16 protein-coding genes are annotated in these 17,461 nt (G+C 64.6%); 8 read left to right on the top strand and 8 right to left on the bottom strand.

Annotation, left to right across the window (positions count from 1 at the left end):
- Nucleotides 1–18 precede the first annotated feature (18 nt).
- The 6 genes from J5M71_RS12740 to J5M71_RS12715 form a co-directional block, all read right to left on the bottom strand.
- A complete protein-coding gene (locus tag J5M71_RS12740) occupies nucleotides 19–969 on the bottom strand; it encodes a sugar kinase (protein ID WP_207832633.1) in 951 nt (316 codons plus the stop codon).
- Nucleotides 962–1,750, bottom strand: a complete 789-nt coding sequence (locus J5M71_RS12735; RefSeq protein WP_207832631.1) for a TIM barrel protein — start codon at nucleotides 1,748–1,750, stop codon at nucleotides 962–964. Before J5M71_RS12735 ends, J5M71_RS12740 begins: the two co-directional genes overlap by 8 nt.
- A gap of 67 nt (nucleotides 1,751–1,817) precedes the next feature.
- Complete coding sequence (gene ptxS / locus J5M71_RS12730) at nucleotides 1,818–2,837, bottom strand: transcriptional regulator PtxS (RefSeq protein ID WP_207832629.1); 1,020 nt, start codon at nucleotides 2,835–2,837, stop codon at nucleotides 1,818–1,820.
- Nucleotides 2,838–3,109: 272 nt separating this feature from the next.
- Nucleotides 3,110–4,354 (bottom strand): cytochrome c, encoded by a 1,245-nt coding sequence (locus J5M71_RS12725; protein ID WP_063914174.1) that lies wholly within the window; start codon nucleotides 4,352–4,354, stop codon nucleotides 3,110–3,112.
- Between the two features lie 12 nt (nucleotides 4,355–4,366).
- The gene (locus J5M71_RS12720) at nucleotides 4,367–6,151 is read right to left on the bottom strand and encodes a GMC family oxidoreductase (protein WP_207832627.1); all 1,785 of its coding nucleotides are present in this window, start codon (nucleotides 6,149–6,151) and stop codon (nucleotides 4,367–4,369) included.
- A 3-nt stretch (nucleotides 6,152–6,154) separates the two neighbouring features.
- Complete coding sequence (locus J5M71_RS12715; protein ID WP_063914176.1) at nucleotides 6,155–6,895, bottom strand: gluconate 2-dehydrogenase subunit 3 family protein; 741 nt, start codon at nucleotides 6,893–6,895, stop codon at nucleotides 6,155–6,157.
- Between the two features lie 276 nt (nucleotides 6,896–7,171).
- Between J5M71_RS12715 and J5M71_RS12710 the strand changes: the two genes are divergently transcribed.
- The 8 genes from J5M71_RS12710 to J5M71_RS12675 all read left to right on the top strand — a co-directional run bounded on the left by J5M71_RS12710 (nucleotide 7,172) and on the right by J5M71_RS12675 (nucleotide 15,885).
- The gene (locus J5M71_RS12710; protein ID WP_207832625.1) at nucleotides 7,172–7,861 is read left to right on the top strand and encodes a histidine phosphatase family protein; all 690 of its coding nucleotides are present in this window, start codon (nucleotides 7,172–7,174) and stop codon (nucleotides 7,859–7,861) included.
- Between the two features lie 2 nt (nucleotides 7,862–7,863).
- Nucleotides 7,864–8,682 (top strand): phosphatase PAP2 family protein, encoded by an 819-nt coding sequence (locus J5M71_RS12705; protein ID WP_207832623.1) that lies wholly within the window; start codon nucleotides 7,864–7,866, stop codon nucleotides 8,680–8,682.
- Between the two features lie 318 nt (nucleotides 8,683–9,000).
- Nucleotides 9,001–10,329: a hypothetical protein gene (locus tag J5M71_RS12700; protein ID WP_207832621.1), complete on the top strand. Its 1,329-nt coding sequence runs from the start codon at nucleotides 9,001–9,003 to the stop codon at nucleotides 10,327–10,329.
- Nucleotides 10,330–10,361: 32 nt separating this feature from the next.
- Nucleotides 10,362–12,599: an Ig-like domain-containing protein gene (locus tag J5M71_RS12695; protein ID WP_207832619.1), complete on the top strand. Its 2,238-nt coding sequence runs from the start codon at nucleotides 10,362–10,364 to the stop codon at nucleotides 12,597–12,599.
- 15 nt (nucleotides 12,600–12,614) lie between these two features.
- Complete coding sequence (locus J5M71_RS12690; protein ID WP_207832617.1) at nucleotides 12,615–13,088, top strand: curlin; 474 nt, start codon at nucleotides 12,615–12,617, stop codon at nucleotides 13,086–13,088.
- A gap of 16 nt (nucleotides 13,089–13,104) precedes the next feature.
- Nucleotides 13,105–14,550, top strand: a complete 1,446-nt coding sequence (locus J5M71_RS12685) for a curlin (protein ID WP_207832615.1) — start codon at nucleotides 13,105–13,107, stop codon at nucleotides 14,548–14,550.
- A gap of 230 nt (nucleotides 14,551–14,780) precedes the next feature.
- The gene (gene alkB, locus J5M71_RS12680; protein ID WP_207832612.1) at nucleotides 14,781–15,428 is read left to right on the top strand and encodes a DNA oxidative demethylase AlkB; all 648 of its coding nucleotides are present in this window, start codon (nucleotides 14,781–14,783) and stop codon (nucleotides 15,426–15,428) included.
- Between the two features lie 169 nt (nucleotides 15,429–15,597).
- The gene (locus J5M71_RS12675) at nucleotides 15,598–15,885 is read left to right on the top strand and encodes a hypothetical protein (RefSeq protein ID WP_207832611.1); all 288 of its coding nucleotides are present in this window, start codon (nucleotides 15,598–15,600) and stop codon (nucleotides 15,883–15,885) included.
- 99 nt (nucleotides 15,886–15,984) lie between these two features.
- Here J5M71_RS12675 and J5M71_RS12670 read toward each other — a convergent pair whose 3' ends face one another.
- Nucleotides 15,985–16,245 (bottom strand): DUF1652 domain-containing protein, encoded by a 261-nt coding sequence (locus J5M71_RS12670; protein WP_063914185.1) that lies wholly within the window; start codon nucleotides 16,243–16,245, stop codon nucleotides 15,985–15,987.
- Between the two features lie 184 nt (nucleotides 16,246–16,429).
- Nucleotides 16,430–17,359, bottom strand: a complete 930-nt coding sequence (locus J5M71_RS12665; RefSeq protein ID WP_207832609.1) for an AlkA N-terminal domain-containing protein — start codon at nucleotides 17,357–17,359, stop codon at nucleotides 16,430–16,432.
- Nucleotides 17,360–17,461 lie beyond the last annotated feature (102 nt).

The raw sequence follows: 17,461 nt of genomic DNA, 5'->3' as shown, positions 1-17,461 counted from the left end.
TGTTTCGGGGTCAAGTGTTCACGCGCTTCTGCGCAGGTCGTGGGCTTGCAGTTCATGACGCAGCGGCAACCCTTCCATGTCGCCACGCGACTGCACGGCGCGGCTGCCGCACCAGTTGCCACGCGCCACTGCCTCGGCCACCGGGCGGCCCTCCAGCAGCGCGCTGAGCACGCCAACGGCAAAGGCATCCCCGGCGCCGACGGTGTCCACCACATGGCTGACCGGCACTGGCGCCACCTGGCCTTCACCCTTGGCGCTGCGGAAGTAGGCACCGGCGTCGCCCAGCTTGATCACCACCAGTTCCACCCCTTGGTCGAGGTAGAACGCGGCGATGTCTGCCGGGGTGTGCTGGCCAGTCAGCAGGCGGCCCTCTTCCAGGCCGGGCAGAACCCAGTCGGCCTTGGCCGCCAGGGCATTGACTTCACGCACCATGCTGCTTTGGTCAGGCCACAGCGAGGGGCGCAGGTTGGGGTCGAACGAAATGCTGCGCCCGGCGGCACGCATGGCGTCCATCAACGCATGGGACAGCGCCCGGCAGCCCTCCGACAGCGCCGGTGGAATGCCGGTGGCGTGCAAGTGGCGGGCCTGCAGAGAGCCCGGACGCAGCAGCGCCGGCGACAGTCGGCTGGCCGCCGAACCACGTCGGAAGTACTCCACCGCCGGGTCGCTGCCGTCATCGCAGCGGGCCTTGAGCTGGAAGCCGGTGGGGTAGCTGGCATCCACCTCGACGCCGGAGCAGTCCAGGCCTTCGCGGCGCAAGCTGTCGAGCACGAAACGGCCCAGCGAATCGTCGCCCACCCGGCTCAGCCAGCGGACCTTGAAGCCCAGCCGCGCCAGGCCGATGGCCACGTTGCTGTCGGCACCGGCGATGCGCTTGGCGAACTGGCCGACACTGGCCAGGTCGCCAGCCTGCTCGGCGACGAACATGGCCATGGTCTCACCGAAACACAGCACGTCATGCTCATGCATGGCTCAGCTCCTCACTCGATACGCCCTGCCCCAGCGCCGCGAGGTCGCGCACCTGGGCACGGGTCAGCGCCAGCAGATCGTCGCTCACCAGCGGGTACTCGACAGCACGCACCACGCCGGGGGTGAACTCGGCCATCAGCTCAGCCCACTCCTGCAGGTCCGCAGTCTCTGGCGGGACGGCTACCAGGCGACCATCGGACCGGCGCCGCACGGCCTTGCAATGCACATAGCTCACCCAGCGGCCAAGTTGGCGTGCGGCGTGGCGGGCAGGCTCGCCCTGCCACTGCCAGTTACCGATATCGAAGGTCATGCCGAGGGCCAGCCCGAGTTCGTCGACGCGCTGGAAAAACTGCCGCAGCGGTTCGATTCGTCCACCTTGCGCGGTCTGGTCGTTTTCCACCAGCAGCAACGGCCCGTGCGCCGGCAACAGCGTCGCCAGGGCCGCGACGTCACAGCCCGCATGGTAGTGGCCCAGGGAAACCTTGAGCGCGACCGCGCCAAGGGCGCGGGCGGTGTCCAGCTTCTGCGCCAATTGCGGGTCTGGCACGCCTTGTGCGGTCCACAGCTCCAGGGGCGTGGAATACAGGCACTCCAGGCGCAGCGCGGCAATGGCTGAAGACAGCGCTGCAGTGTCTGGCGCACACGTGAACAGTTCTTCGCGCAGTTCCACGCGGGTAACGCCAGCGGCAGCCAGCAAGTCAAGGAACTGCTCCTGGCCACGTTGCCGGACACAGTCGGCGCCGTAGCTGGAAAGGCTGATGGAAACGGGGTTCGAGTGCATTGTTGTTGTCCTTATGAAACCGGTTTCATTTTTTGATGACAGCAGGCACGCAGGTGCCTGCTTGTGATTACTGTGGCTGGGTTGAACCTCGGATGATCAGTTCGGCCTTGAAGTCGATGCGCCGGGCTGCCCCGCTGTCGCCGCGCAGGCGGCCAAGCAGGCTCTCGAATGCTGCCACGCCGATTCGCTCGGTGGGCTGGGCCAGTGCAGTGATGCCACTGCCGACCAAGGGGTACCAGTCGAGGTCGTCGAGGGCGATCAGCCCGACGTCCGCGAACAGATTGCGCCCTGCCTCATGCAGGGCCCGGGTCACGGCCAGGGTGGCGACGCCGTTGAAGGTGAAGATGGCCTGCGGGCCATGGCCACTGCCGGCGAGGAACGAAGCCAGTTGGCCATCCAGCCCGGTGCCGATTTCCAGCACCTGCTGGCGCATGCCGGGGCGACGGCTGACCGATGCGCTGAAAGCCTGCACCCGTTCCAGGCGCGAACTGGTGCCATCGAGGGGCTCGGTTACCGCCAGGATGTCGCGGTAGCCTTGCGCTTGCAGGTGGTCGAGGGCCTGCTCGACCGCGTCGGCATTGTCCAGGCCCACCAGGTCGACATTCAGTTCGGGCAACTGGCGGTCGACCAGCACCATGGGGATGTCGCGCTGCAGGTTGAGCAATTCGCCGGGGTGATGGCCAAGCGTGTTCACGATCAGCCCTTCGACGTTGTAGGACTGCAGGGCCACCAGGTGGTGACGCTCCTGCTCGTCGTCGCGGTTGGTGTTGCACACCACCAGGCTGTAGCCGTGCTGGCGGCAGGCAGTTTCCACGCCATGCATCACGGCCACTGAATAGGGGTTGAGGATATCGGCCACCAGCATGCCGATCAGGCGTGTCTGGCCGCGCTTCAGGCCACGGGCCATCTGATTGGGGCGGTAACCGAGGCGCTCGATGACCTCTTCCAGGCGCTTGGCGGTGGCTTCGGCGAGCAACTGGCGGTCGCCACCGATGTAACGGGAAACGGTGGCCTTGGAAACGCCAGCGACACGCGCTACTTCGCTGATGGTGACCCGTTCGCGGGCATGGGCAGGCGCGTCGGTCATGGGCTGTCCTTATGATTGTTGTGATCGCGATGAAACCGGTTTCAATACAGCAAAATCGCACGCGTTCGTCAACCTGCCGTTGGTCGGGAGTGCGATATTGATGCGTAGAAAATACAACAAGAATACGTTTTAACTAACTGATATATATAGGAATGCACATGCGAAACCCGGTGAGAGCGGGTTCACCCGCGAATGCGATGTTGAATGTGCCGACGCATTCGCGGGTAAACCCGCTCCCACAGTGGATTGGGGGTGCAGACAAAGGGATGCAGTTAACGGAGGGCTTTCACATCACTGGCGGTGACGGCATCCCCTTGGTTACCCCAGCTGGTACGAATGAAATTCACCACCTCGGCAACCTCCTGGTCACTCAGGCGCCAGCCGAACGCCGGCATGGTGAAGTTGGACGGTGCCGTGTGCGTCGCCGGCACCGTGCCCCCCGCCAGCACCACGTGGATCAGCGATGTGGCATCCGCCGTCTGCACCACCGGGTTGCCGGCCAGGGCCGGGAACACGCGGGTATAGCCTTGGCCATCGGTACGGTGGCAGGCCGCGCAGTTGTCGATGTACACCGCCGCTCCGGGCTTGCTGTCGTCGCCCTTCCACAGCGCATCCGCCACCTGTTTGTCATAGACGTGCGGCTGGTCGTCAGGGTTGCTCGGCGGCAGCGTCTTCAGGTAGCGGGCGATAGCGGTCAGGTCGGCGTCGCTCATGTGTTGCATGCTGTGCTCGACCACGTCGCTCATGCCACCGAACACGGCGCTGCGGTCACTACGGCCGGTCTTGAGAAACTGCACCAGCTGCTCCTCGCTCCAGCTACCCAGGCCGTCCTTGTGGTCGCCACGCAGGTTCTTGGCAATCCAGCCTTCCAGCGGTGCACTGCCAGCCAGGAACTGCTCGCCATCCTGTGGGCTCAGTGCCTTTTCCTGCATGGTCAGCGCTCGCGGCGTATGGCACGCGCCGCAGTGCCCCAGGCCCTCGACCAGGTAGGCACCGCGGTTGACTACCGGGTCGGCCGCCGCCGACGCCTGCCAGGGCCTGGCCTCAGGCGCGAACAGCCCGCGCCAGATCGCCAGTGGCCAGCGCATGCTCAACGGCCAGGGAATGTCGGTGGCCTTGTTCGGCTGCTCGACCGGCTGCACGCCCTTCATGAAGTAGGCATACAACGCCTGCATGTCCTGTTCGCTGACGCGTGCATAGGACGGGTATGGCATGGCGGGATACAGGGTGCTGCCGTCCTTGCCGATGCCCTTGCGCACAGCCTGGTCGAAGTCTTCGAAGCTGTACTGGCCGATACCGCTGGCCGCCGGGGTGATATTGGTGGAGTACACCGTACCGATCGGCGTTTCCATCGGCAGCCCACCGGCGAACGGCTTGCCGCCCTTGGCGGTATGGCAGGCGACGCAGTCGCCTGCGCGGGCCAGGTACTCGCCCTGGCGCACCTGCGCATCGTCATTGGGCGCGGCCTGAGCAGCCACGCTGGCACCGAGCAGGGTTGCGATCAACATTGTCTTCATGTGCATCGCTCCTCAAGCCTGGACCAGCGGGCCAGGGTTTTTCAGGTACTGCTCGCGGATGGCGCGGGCCGACCAGTAGGTCAGCGCAGCCACCAGGCCGGTCGGGTTGTAACCCAGGCCTTGCGGAAACGCCGAAGCCCCCGGGACAAACACGTTGTGCACATCCCAGCTCTGCAGGTAGCGGTTCAATGCACTGGTTTTCGGGTCGGTGCCCATGATCGCGCCACCATTGAGGTGTGTGGTCTGGTAGCTGGCGGTGTTGAAATGGTCCTTGACCTTCTTGCCCAGCACGGCAATGGTCTTTGGGTTCATCGCCTGGGCGATCTGGCTGAGTTTGTCGACCATGAACTGGTTCATCCTGATGTCGTTTTCCTGCCAGTCGAAGGTCATGCGCAGCAGCGGCTGGCCATAGGCATCCCGGTAGGTCGGGTCAAGGTCCAGGTAGTTGCCACGGTAGGACTGGTGGGCGCCGTGTGCGTCCATCGACACCTGGTGGGTGTAGTAATCGGCGGTGGCCTTCTTCCAGGCGCTACCCCAGGCCGGTGTGCCAGGCGGAGTTGCGCCACCGGCAATCGGCCGTGTGCCGGCCTGGTTCACCCACATCGGTGAACCGCCGACGAAGCCGTGCGGGCCATGGTCGAAGTTGTCGGCGTTGAAGTCATCGATGGCAATGCCGTTGCCACCGGCGCCGATGAAGTTGTTGGTGTAGGTGTCCTTGTCGAAGAACGCCTTGACCGTACCCATGTTCTGGTAGGCGAAGTTACGCCCGACCACGCCTTCATTCTTGACGGGGTCGTACGGTTTGCCGATGCCGGACAACAGCATCAGGCGCACGTTGTTGAACTGGAACGCCGCCAGGATCACCAGGTCCGCCGGCTGCTCCACTTCCCGCCCCTGCGCGTCGATGTAGGTCACACCGGTGGCCTTGCGCTTGCTGTCGTCCAGGTTCACCCGCAACACATGGGCATTGGGCCGCAATTCGAAGTTCGGCACCTGGCGCAGCGCCGGCAGGATGTTCACGTTGGGCGAGGCCTTGGAGTACATGTAGCACACGTAGCCGCTGCAGAAACCGCAGAAGTTGCACGGCCCCATCTGCGCCCCGTACGGGTTGGTGTACGGCCCGGAAGTGTTGGCCGATGGCAGGTTGTAGGGCTTGTAGCCCAGGCTGGCCGCCGCCTTTTCGAACAGCCTGGCCGACACCACGTTTTTCTGCGAAGGCAGCGGGAACGGGCTGGAACGGTCCGGCGCATAGGGGTTGCCACCCTTCCCTTCACCCACTACCTGGCCGTTGACGGTCCAGGCCTGGCCAGAAGTACCGAAAACCTTTTCAGCAAAGTCGAAGTGCGGCTCCAGTTCTTCGTAGGTAACACCGAAGTCCTGGATAGTCATGTCTTCAGGGATGAACTTGCGCCCGTAGCGTTCTTCGTAGTGGCTGCGCATGCGCAGTTCCATCGGGTCTACCCGGAAATGCACGCCCGACCAGTGCAGGCCTGCGCCACCGACACCTTTACCCGGCAGGAAGGCACCGAGCTGGCGATTGGGCAGTGCCACGTCATTCATGCCGTGGCGGATGGTGACGGTTTCCTTCGACACGTCGACAAACAGCTTCTTGCGCACGCTGTAGGTCAGCTCGTCGATCACCTGCGGGTAGCTGCCTTCCGGGTAGGTGTCCTGCATCGGCCCCCGCTCCAGGGCCACCACCTGCAGCCCGGCCTCGGTCAGTTCCTTGGCCATGATCGCGCCGGCCCAGCCGAACCCGACGATCACCGCATCCACTTTCTTCATCACGGTCGCCATGCCTCAGGCCCTCTCGCCACGGATCGAAACAGCCGGGAACGGGTAAGGCTCGTTGCGCTCGACCCAATCCATGAAATCGGCGCGAGCGCCGGGGAAGCCGATCTGGGTCCAGCCAACCATGCCTTTGTTGCCACCATGGATCGGGTCGCAGAAGAACCCTTCACGGGTGTTCTGCACCAGCAAGCTGAAAAACACCTTGGCCGGCACGGTGTCGAAAACCAGCTCTCCAGCTTCGACTTTGCTCAGAACATGGTCTCGGGTAGCGCTATCTTGCGCAGCAAAAACTTGCCCGGAGTTGGCCTTGCACCAGCCGTCCACGGCGGCGATGCCCAGGCGGTAGATCTGCTGTGGGCTGAGTTGCAGCTGGTAACCCAGTTCGGGCGCGGCGTCGGCCTTGAACGGGCCCTGCATGTACCACTGCGCGCCGGTTGCATAGGGGGTGTTCATCTGCCGGTCGATGAATTCGGCAGCGCCGGCTTCCAGTGCGCCGGGGCCAAGCTCGTCGGCCGGGATGATGCGCGAGACGGCCGCCTGCACGAAGGCCCACTCCTCGGCAGTGAAGAAAGTCGGCTGGTACTTGCCCGCTGGTGGCGTGGCAGGCACTTTGGGTTCGTGTTGCGGGGCCGCAAGCAGCTGACCGGCGCCCACGCCAAGCCCCGCGCTGGCCACGGTGACCACAGGGATCAAGGTCAAGGTCTTGCGCAGAAAATCCCTGCGCGGGTTGTCTGGGGCATGCTCAGGCATTGCGAGTCCTCATCGGCTGTGTGCGGCCTTGAAAAGCGCCATCTGATTTTCAATGTGGGGGGTGGTCTTGATAGGTCATCAAGAAAACAGCCGGATAATCTAGCGCGTTCAGAAATGTTTTGAAACCGGTTTCATCCTTGACTTCCCACTGCCTAAGCCACTTCCGCACTGCTGTCGGGCCAAGGCTTTTTTCACATCTGCCTCACTCTCTACCGACATCCCGCTACCTACAGTGCCGACGCTCTTGTGTGGAGCGAGCTGACTGGAGTGGCAAACATGCTGCAAGGCGTTATCGACAAATTCCCCGCCTCACGGCTTGCCCAGGTATACCGATTGCCTTGGGGCACGGCGCTATTCGCAGTCTTGTGCCTGCTGTTCATCCTTGGCGCAGCGGCAGCCTGGGCGCATACCCGCATGGCCATCCCCGACCTGGGCAACCCCCATCACCTGCAGCACAGTGGGCTCGAGGCCGCCTGGGCGAACGGCTCGGTGATTGTGGTGCTGCGCCATGCCGAACGCTGCGACCGCTCGCGCGGAGCCTGCCTGGGTGACCCAACCGGTATCACGGTCGCGGGCAGCCGGGTGGCCGCCGATGTAGGTCACGGCCTGCAACGCCTTGGCCTGGGCAAAGCCGATGTATGGGCCAGCCCGGAGGTGCGTACCCAGCAGACTGCACACGCCATGTTCGCTAAAACCATTGCCACGCAGGGCTGGCTCAAGCAGTGTGATGGCCAGTTTGCCGAGACCGCCTTTGCCCACAAGCGAATCGGCCACAACCTGGTGCTGGTCAGCCACAGCGGCTGTATGGAACAACTGGAACGCACACTTGACGTGCCTGGCAGCGCGCGCTCGAACGGCTATGCCAGCGCCCTGTTCATCAGCCAGGGCAGCGATGGCAAAGAGAAGCTGCTGGGCCAGATGGCTGCCAGTGAATGGCGCGAACTCGTCGACGCCAAGGAGCTCTGAACATGCCACCGCGCGCCGCTTTCTACCGCAACAACCTGCTGCTGCCTCTGTTGCTGGCCGCTACCGTGTTCATGGCATTCGACCTCACAGAGCTCGATCGCTGGATCAGCAACCTGCTACTCGACCCGGTCACTGGCCAGTTCCCGCTGTTGCACAACCAGTGGTTCGAGAAAGTCACCCACAAGTGGCCAAGGGTCCTGCCGGACTGGACCGGTGAACTGGCGGTCATCGGCAGCGTGCTTTCGTTCATCTGGCCACGCCTGGCCAACCGCCCGCAAGCGGGCCTGACACGGTTACTGGAAAATGCCCGAATCGCACCGGCCTTACGCTTTACCACCAACCACCGCCGCGACCTGCTGTTCGTGGTGGTGGCGTTCGCCCTGAGCACCACGGTGATTCACTACCTTAAAAGCCATACCAGTGTGTATTGCCCGGTGGAAACCACGCTGTATGGCGGCTCGCACGCCCGGGTCGAATGGTTCGAGAACTTCTCCTGGTGGGGCAAGGCCGGTGATGGCCGCTGCTGGCCGGGTGGCCATGCCTCCAGCGGGTTTACCTTGTTGGCGCTGTATTTCGTGGCGTTGCGTCACCGCTGGGCGCATGCCCGCAAGCTCCTGGTGGCGATTCTGCTGATCGGGTTCGTGTACGGTACTACCCGGGTGTTGCAGGGCTGGCACTACATGTCCCATACGTTCTGGGCCGGTATTTTTGTCTGGTTTACCACCTGGATAACTGCGTTGTTCTTCTATGGGCGCATCGCTTTGCAAGCACCGGAGCACAGCCCTGCGATAGGTAGTACGCGGGCTCCGGACTTCGCGTAATACCTGTGGGAGCGGCTTTAGCCGCGAACACCGGCGCAGCCGGTGCCAGGCACCGTGTCGCCTGCTTCGCGGGCACGCCCGCTGCTACAGCGACCGCGTTCACGCAAATGTCAGGATTGGGTCGACACGACCTGCCCCAGTCCCCCAACCTTGGGGGCACGGTGCCCACCGGCAAACGCCTGCAAATCCCCTTGCAAGAGAATTGGATCCCTTGCCCTGCAAGGGCTACAGCACATTTTCCCGGGTTTGGCACGCCTATTGCCGATCTCCTGCCAGACGCCCCAAGTCCATGGGCCCGTTTGCAGGAGGAAATGACTCATGCACCGACCGATACCCCACCCGCTGGCAGTGGCGATTATCGCCGGCATGCTCCAGCTCCCGGCGCAAGCTGCCTTGAATGCTGTCGATCCAGGCGCCTATGTACCCGCCAACGGTAAATTCCCCGCCTGGTACCAGGACAGTCACGGTCGCACCCTCGACCTGTGCCTGACCAAGGCGGTGAGTTCCAGGGTCGCCGGCGCGCCCGGCGCACCGTCGTACATGTGCACGTTGCTGCCCACACCCGGCGTGTTCGACGATACCCAACCCATCGCCTTCCCCGGCAACTTCCCCGATGAGGCGTTCTGGTTCACCGCCGACGCCACCATCGTCGACGCAGCGCGCGGCATCAACCTGGGCTATGGCACGGCGATAGAAGCTGCGTTCAGCTCCGGAGACCCTGTCGATGGCGACCAGGTCAGCTTCGCCCGGGTGCGTATCCGGGTCGATGTCCCTACCGCCGGCACCTATGTGATCACCCACCCCTACGGCGTCGAAGTATTCGACGTGCCAGCCGGCGGGCGGCGGGCGATCAACATGACCCGCGACATCGGCATTGGCGGCGCAGGCGACTTCACCGGCGCCCTCAAAGGCGATGTCGGGCCATTCCTGCGCAGTGTCAACGGCCCCTACACCGAGGGCAGCGAGCGCTTCATCGGCGACCCGAACCTGGAAGAACGGGTGACCGGCAGCCCGTTCAACACCAACTATGTACGCATCGAAGGCCCCGGCGGCATCGACCTGCGCACCGAGCTGTTCGCGATTTCGGGCAAGCTTTCCGAAGTGGCCCTGCCAACCCCGCTGATGCCGCAACGCAGTACCTACTCGCGGCATACCGAGAACGGCGACCTGCGCGCCCAGCAGGACATCTTCGTCATGGCCCCGCCGCCACCGGCCAGCGTCGCCCTGACCAGCCAGACTCCCAACCTGAACCTCACCGAGGCCAACGGCACTGGCACCTGGTACGCCCAGTCGGTCCTCGACCCGGCCGCCGGGACGATCCTGACGCTGACCGCCAACAACAGCGTGGCGATCCCCACCAGCAGCCCGACCACCGCCAACGTGCCACTGACCGACCTGGTCACCATTACCCAGGCCCAGTACCGCCTGTCCACCGGCGAGCTGACCCTGGTGGCCAGCACCAGCGACGAAACCACGCCGCCGGTACTCACCGCGCACACCGGCAACGGCACGCTGATCGGCAACCTGAGCGGCAACGGCGCCGTGAAGACATTGAGCACCAGCCTGTCACCCATCCCGCCGGCCAAGGTGCAGGTCACCAGTGCCAATGGCGGTAGCGACACCGAAGACGTGGTGCTGGTGCCATGAACAGACAAAGGCTCAGCCTTCAAGGAGGCAGCATGAACACTTGGTCGCGCCGTGCGCTGTTGGCCGCCGGATTCTCCCTTACCGTTACCAGCGCTGCCTTTGCCGCGCTGTCTGATGTCGACCCGGGGCCCTACACCTTCGCCACCGGTGGCTTCCCGATGTGGTACAAGGACAGCCTCGACCAGTCCCTGGAGCTGTGCCAGTCACGTGCCGTCAGTTCGCGGGCCGCAGGCGCCCCGGGTACACCGGCCTACATGTGCACCCTGCTGCCCGAACCCGGCATCTACGACGACACCCTGCCGCTGGTGTTCCCGGACAACTGGCCACCGGAAATGTTCTGGTTCCTGGCCGAGACCTCCATCCCGGCCGTGGGCAACAGCGGCTATGAACTGGAAGTTTACGTCGCTGGCGTGGAAGCAGCCTTTGCCGCCGAAAACCCGGTGGATGGAGACCAACAGAGCTTCGCCCGCATCCGTATCCGCGTGTCGGTGCCCACTGCCGGTACCTACACCATCACCCACCCCTATGGCGTAGAGACGGTCAACGTCACCACACCAGGCCGACGGGCAATCAACATCACCCGCGACATCGGCATCGGCGCGCCGGGCAACTTCCGCGGAGCACTGGCGGGGGCGATCGGCCCTTGGCTGAAGGGGGTTGGCGGGCCTTACACCGAGGTCAATCCCGACACTGGCGCCACCGAAACCTACATCGGCGACCCCAACATCACCGAAGCGGTGACGGGCAGCCCCTTCAATACCAACTTCGTGCGCATTCAAGGCCCCGCTGGCACCATCCAGACCAACGCCTTCACTGTCTCGGGCAAGGTGCTGGACCCGCGCGCACAAACACCGGTCACCCTGGAGCGCGCCACCTACTCGCGCAACGCCACCGGCACCCGTACTGAAGTATTCGCCAAGGCTCCCAGTGCAGCCAGCCTGTGCATGCGCAATGGCATCGCCCTGGTCGGCACCCCGCCTTCGCCGTGCCAGTACACCCTCACCGCCGACAACAACGGGCTGTTCTTCCACCAGCAGTTCGGCCAGGTCGCACCGCCTGCGCTGGTGGTGGTCACCGCCAGCAACAGCGCCGGCGGCACCCAGCCGACCGCGCTGTCGAGCAAGCTCACCGATGTGGTCAAGGTCAGCACCGCACGCTATGACTGGGCCAACAAGCGCCTGCTGATCGAAGCCAGTTCCAGTGACGAGGTGGCAATCCCCGACCTGCTCGCCCAGGGCTACGGTCGCCTGTCCAAGGCAGGCACGCTGCAAAGCCTGACCGTCAACGACGTGCCGCAGCCACCGGCCACCATCACGGTCAAGTCGGCGCGTGGCGGCAGCGATGTCGAACCAGTGGTCGTGGTCGGCAACGCTCCGGTCGAGGCGGCCAACCAGCCACCGCTGGCCCAGGCCGATACTGGCAGCACCAGCGTCGGTATCCCGATCACCCTCAACCTGCTACAGAACGACAGCGATCCGGACGGCAACGTGCCGCTGACCATCAGCGACCTGACCCAGCCCGGTACAGGTCTTGGCGGCGTGGTGATGAACGGCACCACCTCGGTCACCTACACCCCGCCAACCGGAGCCACACAACCGGTGGTGGCCACCTTCAGCTATCGGGCGGTGGACGCCAAAGGGCTGAAGTCGGAACCGGCAACGGTCACCATCAACGTCGCGCCCAACCGGGCACCGACCGCCAACCCGGAAACCGTCGCCACCCTGGGCGTGCCATTGACCATCAATGTGCTGGCCAACGACACCGATCCGGAAGGCAACCTGCCGCTGACGGTGCCCGCTGCCTCCCTCACCCAGCCGGCTGCCGGCCGGGGCACAGTCAGCACCAACGGCACCACGGTGACCTACACCCCACCGGCCACGGTAACCACGGCCTTCACCACCACCTTCACCTACCAGGCACGTGACTCGCTGGGGGCGCTGTCCAACCCCGGCACCGTTACTGTCAACGTGTCGCCACGGCCTGCGGCCGAAACCTTCGCGGTCACGGCAGCCACGGTCACGGCGCGCTCCAACAACCGTTACAACTGGGACCTCAGCGGCACCTCGTCGGTCACCACCGGCAACACCGTGACCGTACGGGTGACCACCACGACCGGCGTGCAGACCCTTGGCACCGCCACGGTAGCGCTGACCGGTCGCTGGCGCCTGGCAGTCAGCAATAGCACCACGATCATCCCGACCGCGGCACCAACGGCGACGATCACCACCAGCCAAGGCACCACGCGCACCGTCAACGTTGTGGTGCAGTGAAGGCCGGAGGTTGCAATGAAACGCCTGTACTCCCTGCTGCTCAGCCTGGCCTTGGCAGGCCAGGCCAGTTGGGCCGAGGACCTGATGGACAATGCCGACCTCGCACCCGGCAACGACCTCGGCGAACCGGTGATCATCCGCCTGCTGCCGGCCGGTGCCGGCCAGGCTGCGGTGATCGGGCAGCAAGGCTCGGGCAACCGCGCCGCCATCGACCAGAACGGCCAGGCCCTGCTGGGCCGTATCGTCCAGGCCGGTGGTGCACAGGAAGCGTACATCCTGCAGGAAGGCAGTGACCTGATGGCCATCATCAGCCAACAGGGAAATGGCAACAGCGCGTCGATCCGCCAGAGCGGCAGCAGCAACAGCGCAGCCATCGAGCAGATCGGCAACGACAACAGCGCCAGCATCGTGCAGTCCGGCACAGGCCTCAACAGCTCCGTGACCCAGGCCGGCAGTGGCCAGCATGTTCAGATCACCCAATACCGATAGACCTGGAGGCACCACCATGTACAAGCTCGCTCCGTTAAGTGCCGCTATCGTCCTGGCCCTTGCAGGTCAGGCCATGGCTGCTGACAGTACCTCGTCCCAGACCCAGGACGGCAAGGAAAACATCGCCGAAGTCAGCCAGACCCTGGCACCCTACGCCTCGGCCACCCAGACCCAGACCGGCAAGGGCCACAACCACATGGCGGTGCAGGCCGAAAGCACCAGCGATATCCGGCAGAGCGCCACCGGCCAGTACAACGCCGGCTACGCCGAGCAACTGTTCGAGAACGGCAGCCATATCACCCAGCACGCCGGCGGCAGCTACAACGATGCCTTCGCCAGCCAGTCGCTGGGCCTGGGCAACGAATCGCTGCAAACCCAGCAAGGCGCCGAGAACACCTCGACCGTGTGGCAGGACAGCCAGGAAGGCAGCAAGGCCACCACCTGGCAATCCGGCCAGCGTAACGAAGCCTTCATCGAGCAGACCTTTGGTGGCAGCAACAACCGCAGCAGCATCAACCAGACCGGCCAGGACAACTATGCCGCCGCAGAGCACCTGAACCACGTCGATGGCGATATCCAGATCTACCAGGATGGCCAGGGCAACTGGGCGTATGGCGACCAGCGTGACGGCACCGGCGGCACCATCGGCATTGGCCAGTACGGTGGCGGCAACTCGGTGGAAGTGTGGCAGGACACCCAGACCGGCAGCCAGGCATTCGTGACCCAGTCCGGCCAGATGAACGAAGGCTATATCGACCAGAGCTTCGGCATGAACAACAAGGTCAGCCTGTCACAACAGGGCACGGCCAACGCCAGCTGGTCGGACCAGTTCGAGACCAACAACTCGACCACTACCATCACCCAGACCGGTAGCAACAACCTGCATTTCACCTACCAGAACGGTGAAAACCTCAATTTGACCATCAACACCAAGGGCAATGGCAACAGCATCACCGCCAGCAACTGGAAAGGCGCCAAGATGGGCGGCCAGTTCGGTACCAACCACAACGCCACCATCAACCAGGACGGCAATGGCAACGGCGTCAACCTGACCCAGAACGGTGACAACCAGCTGGCCACGCTGACCCAGAAAGGCACCGGCAACCAGATGGAGACCAAACAGTCCGAGATGAACAACGAGCTGTACTTCGAGCAGAACGGCACTGACAACCTCCTGATCGCCGACCAGCGTGGCACCGACAACTATGCCTACGGCAACAGCCAGGGCAAGGACAACGTCATCAACCTGGACCAGTCCGGCTACAGCAACCAGAGCTACACCAACCAGCTGTACGGTAGCGGCAACGAAGCCACCATCAAGCAGGCTGACAGCTACAACATGGCCTATGTGACCCAGGGAGGCCAGGGCAACAAAGCGTACGTCGACCAGAGCGGTGTCAACCAGACCGCAACCATCAGCCAGCTGGGCAGCACGAACCTGGCCACTGTGACCCAGCAGTAGATCGCTCCCCCCTTGAACCGCGGTGCTCCTCTCCCTGGTGCCGCGGTTCCTTTTTATTCTCGTCAGAACTTCCTTTTCTTTGCCGGCCTGTTCGCGGGCACGCCCGCTCCCACAGGTACTCCACTGCCGTCAAAGCCTGTGCAAACCTGGTGGGCGCGGGCGTGCCCGCGAATTAGGCCAAGCCTGCCAAGGGCATTACAATGGACCCCACCCAACCCGATACAAAGCCCATGATCCAGTCCGACCTCGACCTGTTCGGCCCCCAGCCGCAACGCCTGGCCAGCCACACCGTGCTGCTGCCCGGCTTCGCCCTGACCGATATCGAGGCGCTGCTCGACGCCCTGCGTCCGGTGCTGCGTGCCGCGCCGTTCCGGCACATGCACACCCCGGGCGGCCTGCGCATGGCGGTCGGCCTGACCAACTGCGGCACCCTGGGTTGGGTCAGTGATGAACACGGCTACCGCTACAGCCCCTGCGACCCGCTCAGCGGCAAACCGTGGCCTGCCCTGCCCCCAGTGTTGCTCGACCTGGCCGCCCGCGCCGCGGCCATGGCCGGGTTCGACGATTTCGTGCCGGACGCCTGCCTGGTCAACCATTACCTGCCGGGTACCCGCCTGAGCCTGCACCAGGACCGCGACGAGCAGGACTTCGGCCAGCCGATCGTGTCCGTGTCGCTGGGGCTTCCGGCGGTGTTCCTGTTCGGTGGCCTGCAGCGCGTCGACAAGACCCGGCGCATCCCGCTGAGCCATGGCGATGTGTTGGTCTGGGGTGGCGAAGACCGCTTGCGCTTTCACGGCGTGCTGCCGATCAAGCCTGGCGTGCATCCGCGCCTGGGCGAGCGGCGGATCAACCTGACCTTGCGCAAGGCCGGTGGCTGAATCGGCCCCGCGCTCCGTCACCCGGCGCAAACAGGATGAACGCACATGAAACACGTTGAACATCTTGGCCAGGCAAGCTTCAAACGATAAGCCACGCCCTCTTCAGCCTGGAGCCCAGCATGCCCTGCAAGCCCTGTTCCCCGACCCTACACAGCGGAGCCGCGCGCCTATGAAAATGCCCTGCCGCGCACCCAATGCCTCGCTGCAACTCGATTACGTACGCGACACCCTGTTCGGCCCGGTGGCGCAGAGCGTGGTGTGCCAATGCCAGCTCGCCGCCCTCAACCTGCAAGGCCGGCCGGGGCTGCGCCTGCACATCTGCCCGCCGTTGCCTGACAAGGTTGACCGTGCCCACAGCGTGGCCTTTGTCTGGGACGGGCGCAGCTACCACGGTGTGGTCCGCGACCAGGGAAAATGCGGTGATGGCGGCCTGAACCTGCTGCTGGAGCTGCAGTGAGGCGATCAGCGAGTGTGCCTGAGCATGGGCAGTGCCGCACAACTGGCGGATAGATGCGCCCGGCCAGCCTGTGGGCTGAGCAGGGCGCGGTGGGCGTGCTCAGGCAATCGCCTTGAGCGGCGCCGGGTGGCTGTCACGCAGCGCGTGCAGCTGCCCGACCAGGTTGACCAGGTCACGGCAACTGTTGAGGCTTTGCAGCGGAACCCCGCTCAGGGTCACGCCCTCATCGAGACTCTGGCCCTGACCCAGGCGGATGGTCAGGTTGGCGCCGTCCGGGCAGCTGACTTCACAACGGTCGGGCAGGCAGGCCTGCTCGATCATCTGCCGCATTTCTAGCATCGAAACTCCTATCAACGACATGGTACGACCCTCTCTGTGGGATGGCCTGTTGTGTGAGTACGCCTTTGTCAGGCGAGGCGCCAATTGATATTGCGCATGCCCGGGCAGGCGTCCATGCGCCGGGGCAATGATCGTGCGGGGAATCCTCTAGCACCTTAGTGGAAGATCGCTTGCGCAGGCGGAGGGTTCGAACGCAATGGCAGACTTAACGACGAGCGGTCCCGGCAGGCCCCAGCGATGCCCACAGGTGCTGGGCCGCATAGGCCCGCCACGGTCGCCAGGCCAGGGCTCTTTGCGCCAGTTGGGCGTCATCGCCTTCGAGCAAGCGCAACGCCTTGACCAGCGCCACGTCGCCCAGCGGCAAGGCATCGGCCGCGCCGGCCTGGCGCAGCGCCAGGTAGTGCGCGCTCCAGGGGCCGATACCCTTGAGTTGGCACAGGTTGCGTAGCAATTCGTCCAGCACCTGCCCGCTGCGTAGCAGCCCCGGTTCGGCCAGCAAGGCACTGGCCAGCGTGCCCAGGGTGGCAGCGCGCGCCCGCGGCATGCCCATGCCGTCGAACTGCGCAGTTGCCAATACCGGCAGCGCCGGGAACACATGGCTCAGGCCCGGTGCGGACCGGCGCAGGGCCACGCCGTGGCGTTGCACCAGGCGGCCGGCCAGGGTCATTGCCCCGGCCACACTGACCTGCTGGCCCAGCACAGTGCGCATGGCCTGCTCACAGGCGTCCCAGCCTTGTGGCACGCGCAGGCCTGGGCGCTGCTGTATCAGGCAGGCCATCAGTGGATCGCGGGACAGTTCGGCATTGATGCGAGCGGGGTCGGCATCGAGGTCGAAGACCCGCCTCAGCCTGGCGACAAGGCCGGGTAGCACAAGCGCCGGGACGCCTTCAAGGCGGACCCGCAGGTGCTGGCTGCCCGAAGGTGTCGCGTGCAGCACGGCGTGGCGGCCGGCAACCACCAGGGTACGCCGGTAGGTGCCATGGAAGCAGGTCTCGATGCCGGGGATGCAGCGTGCAGCAAGGAAGGCCAGGGTCGAGGGCCAGTGGTAAGGAGCACGGTAGCGCAGCCACAGGGTGTGGTGGCCGGGGGTGGGCAATGATCGGCGCACGGCGTGCAAAGGAGTTAGCTTGGGCATGGCTGCATCATGCCAGCAAATCTAATGCCCTGTACCGGCCCTGTCGCCGGCAAGCCAGCTCTCATGGAACTGCACATGACTCATTGAATTGGCAGGGCCCCT

The organism is Pseudomonas sp. 43(2021) (assembly GCF_017490805.1).
Taxonomy (GTDB): domain Bacteria; phylum Pseudomonadota; class Gammaproteobacteria; order Pseudomonadales; family Pseudomonadaceae; genus Aquipseudomonas.
Note: the sequence above shows the minus strand (reverse complement) of the source record. Positions and strands in the feature narration are given on the sequence as shown.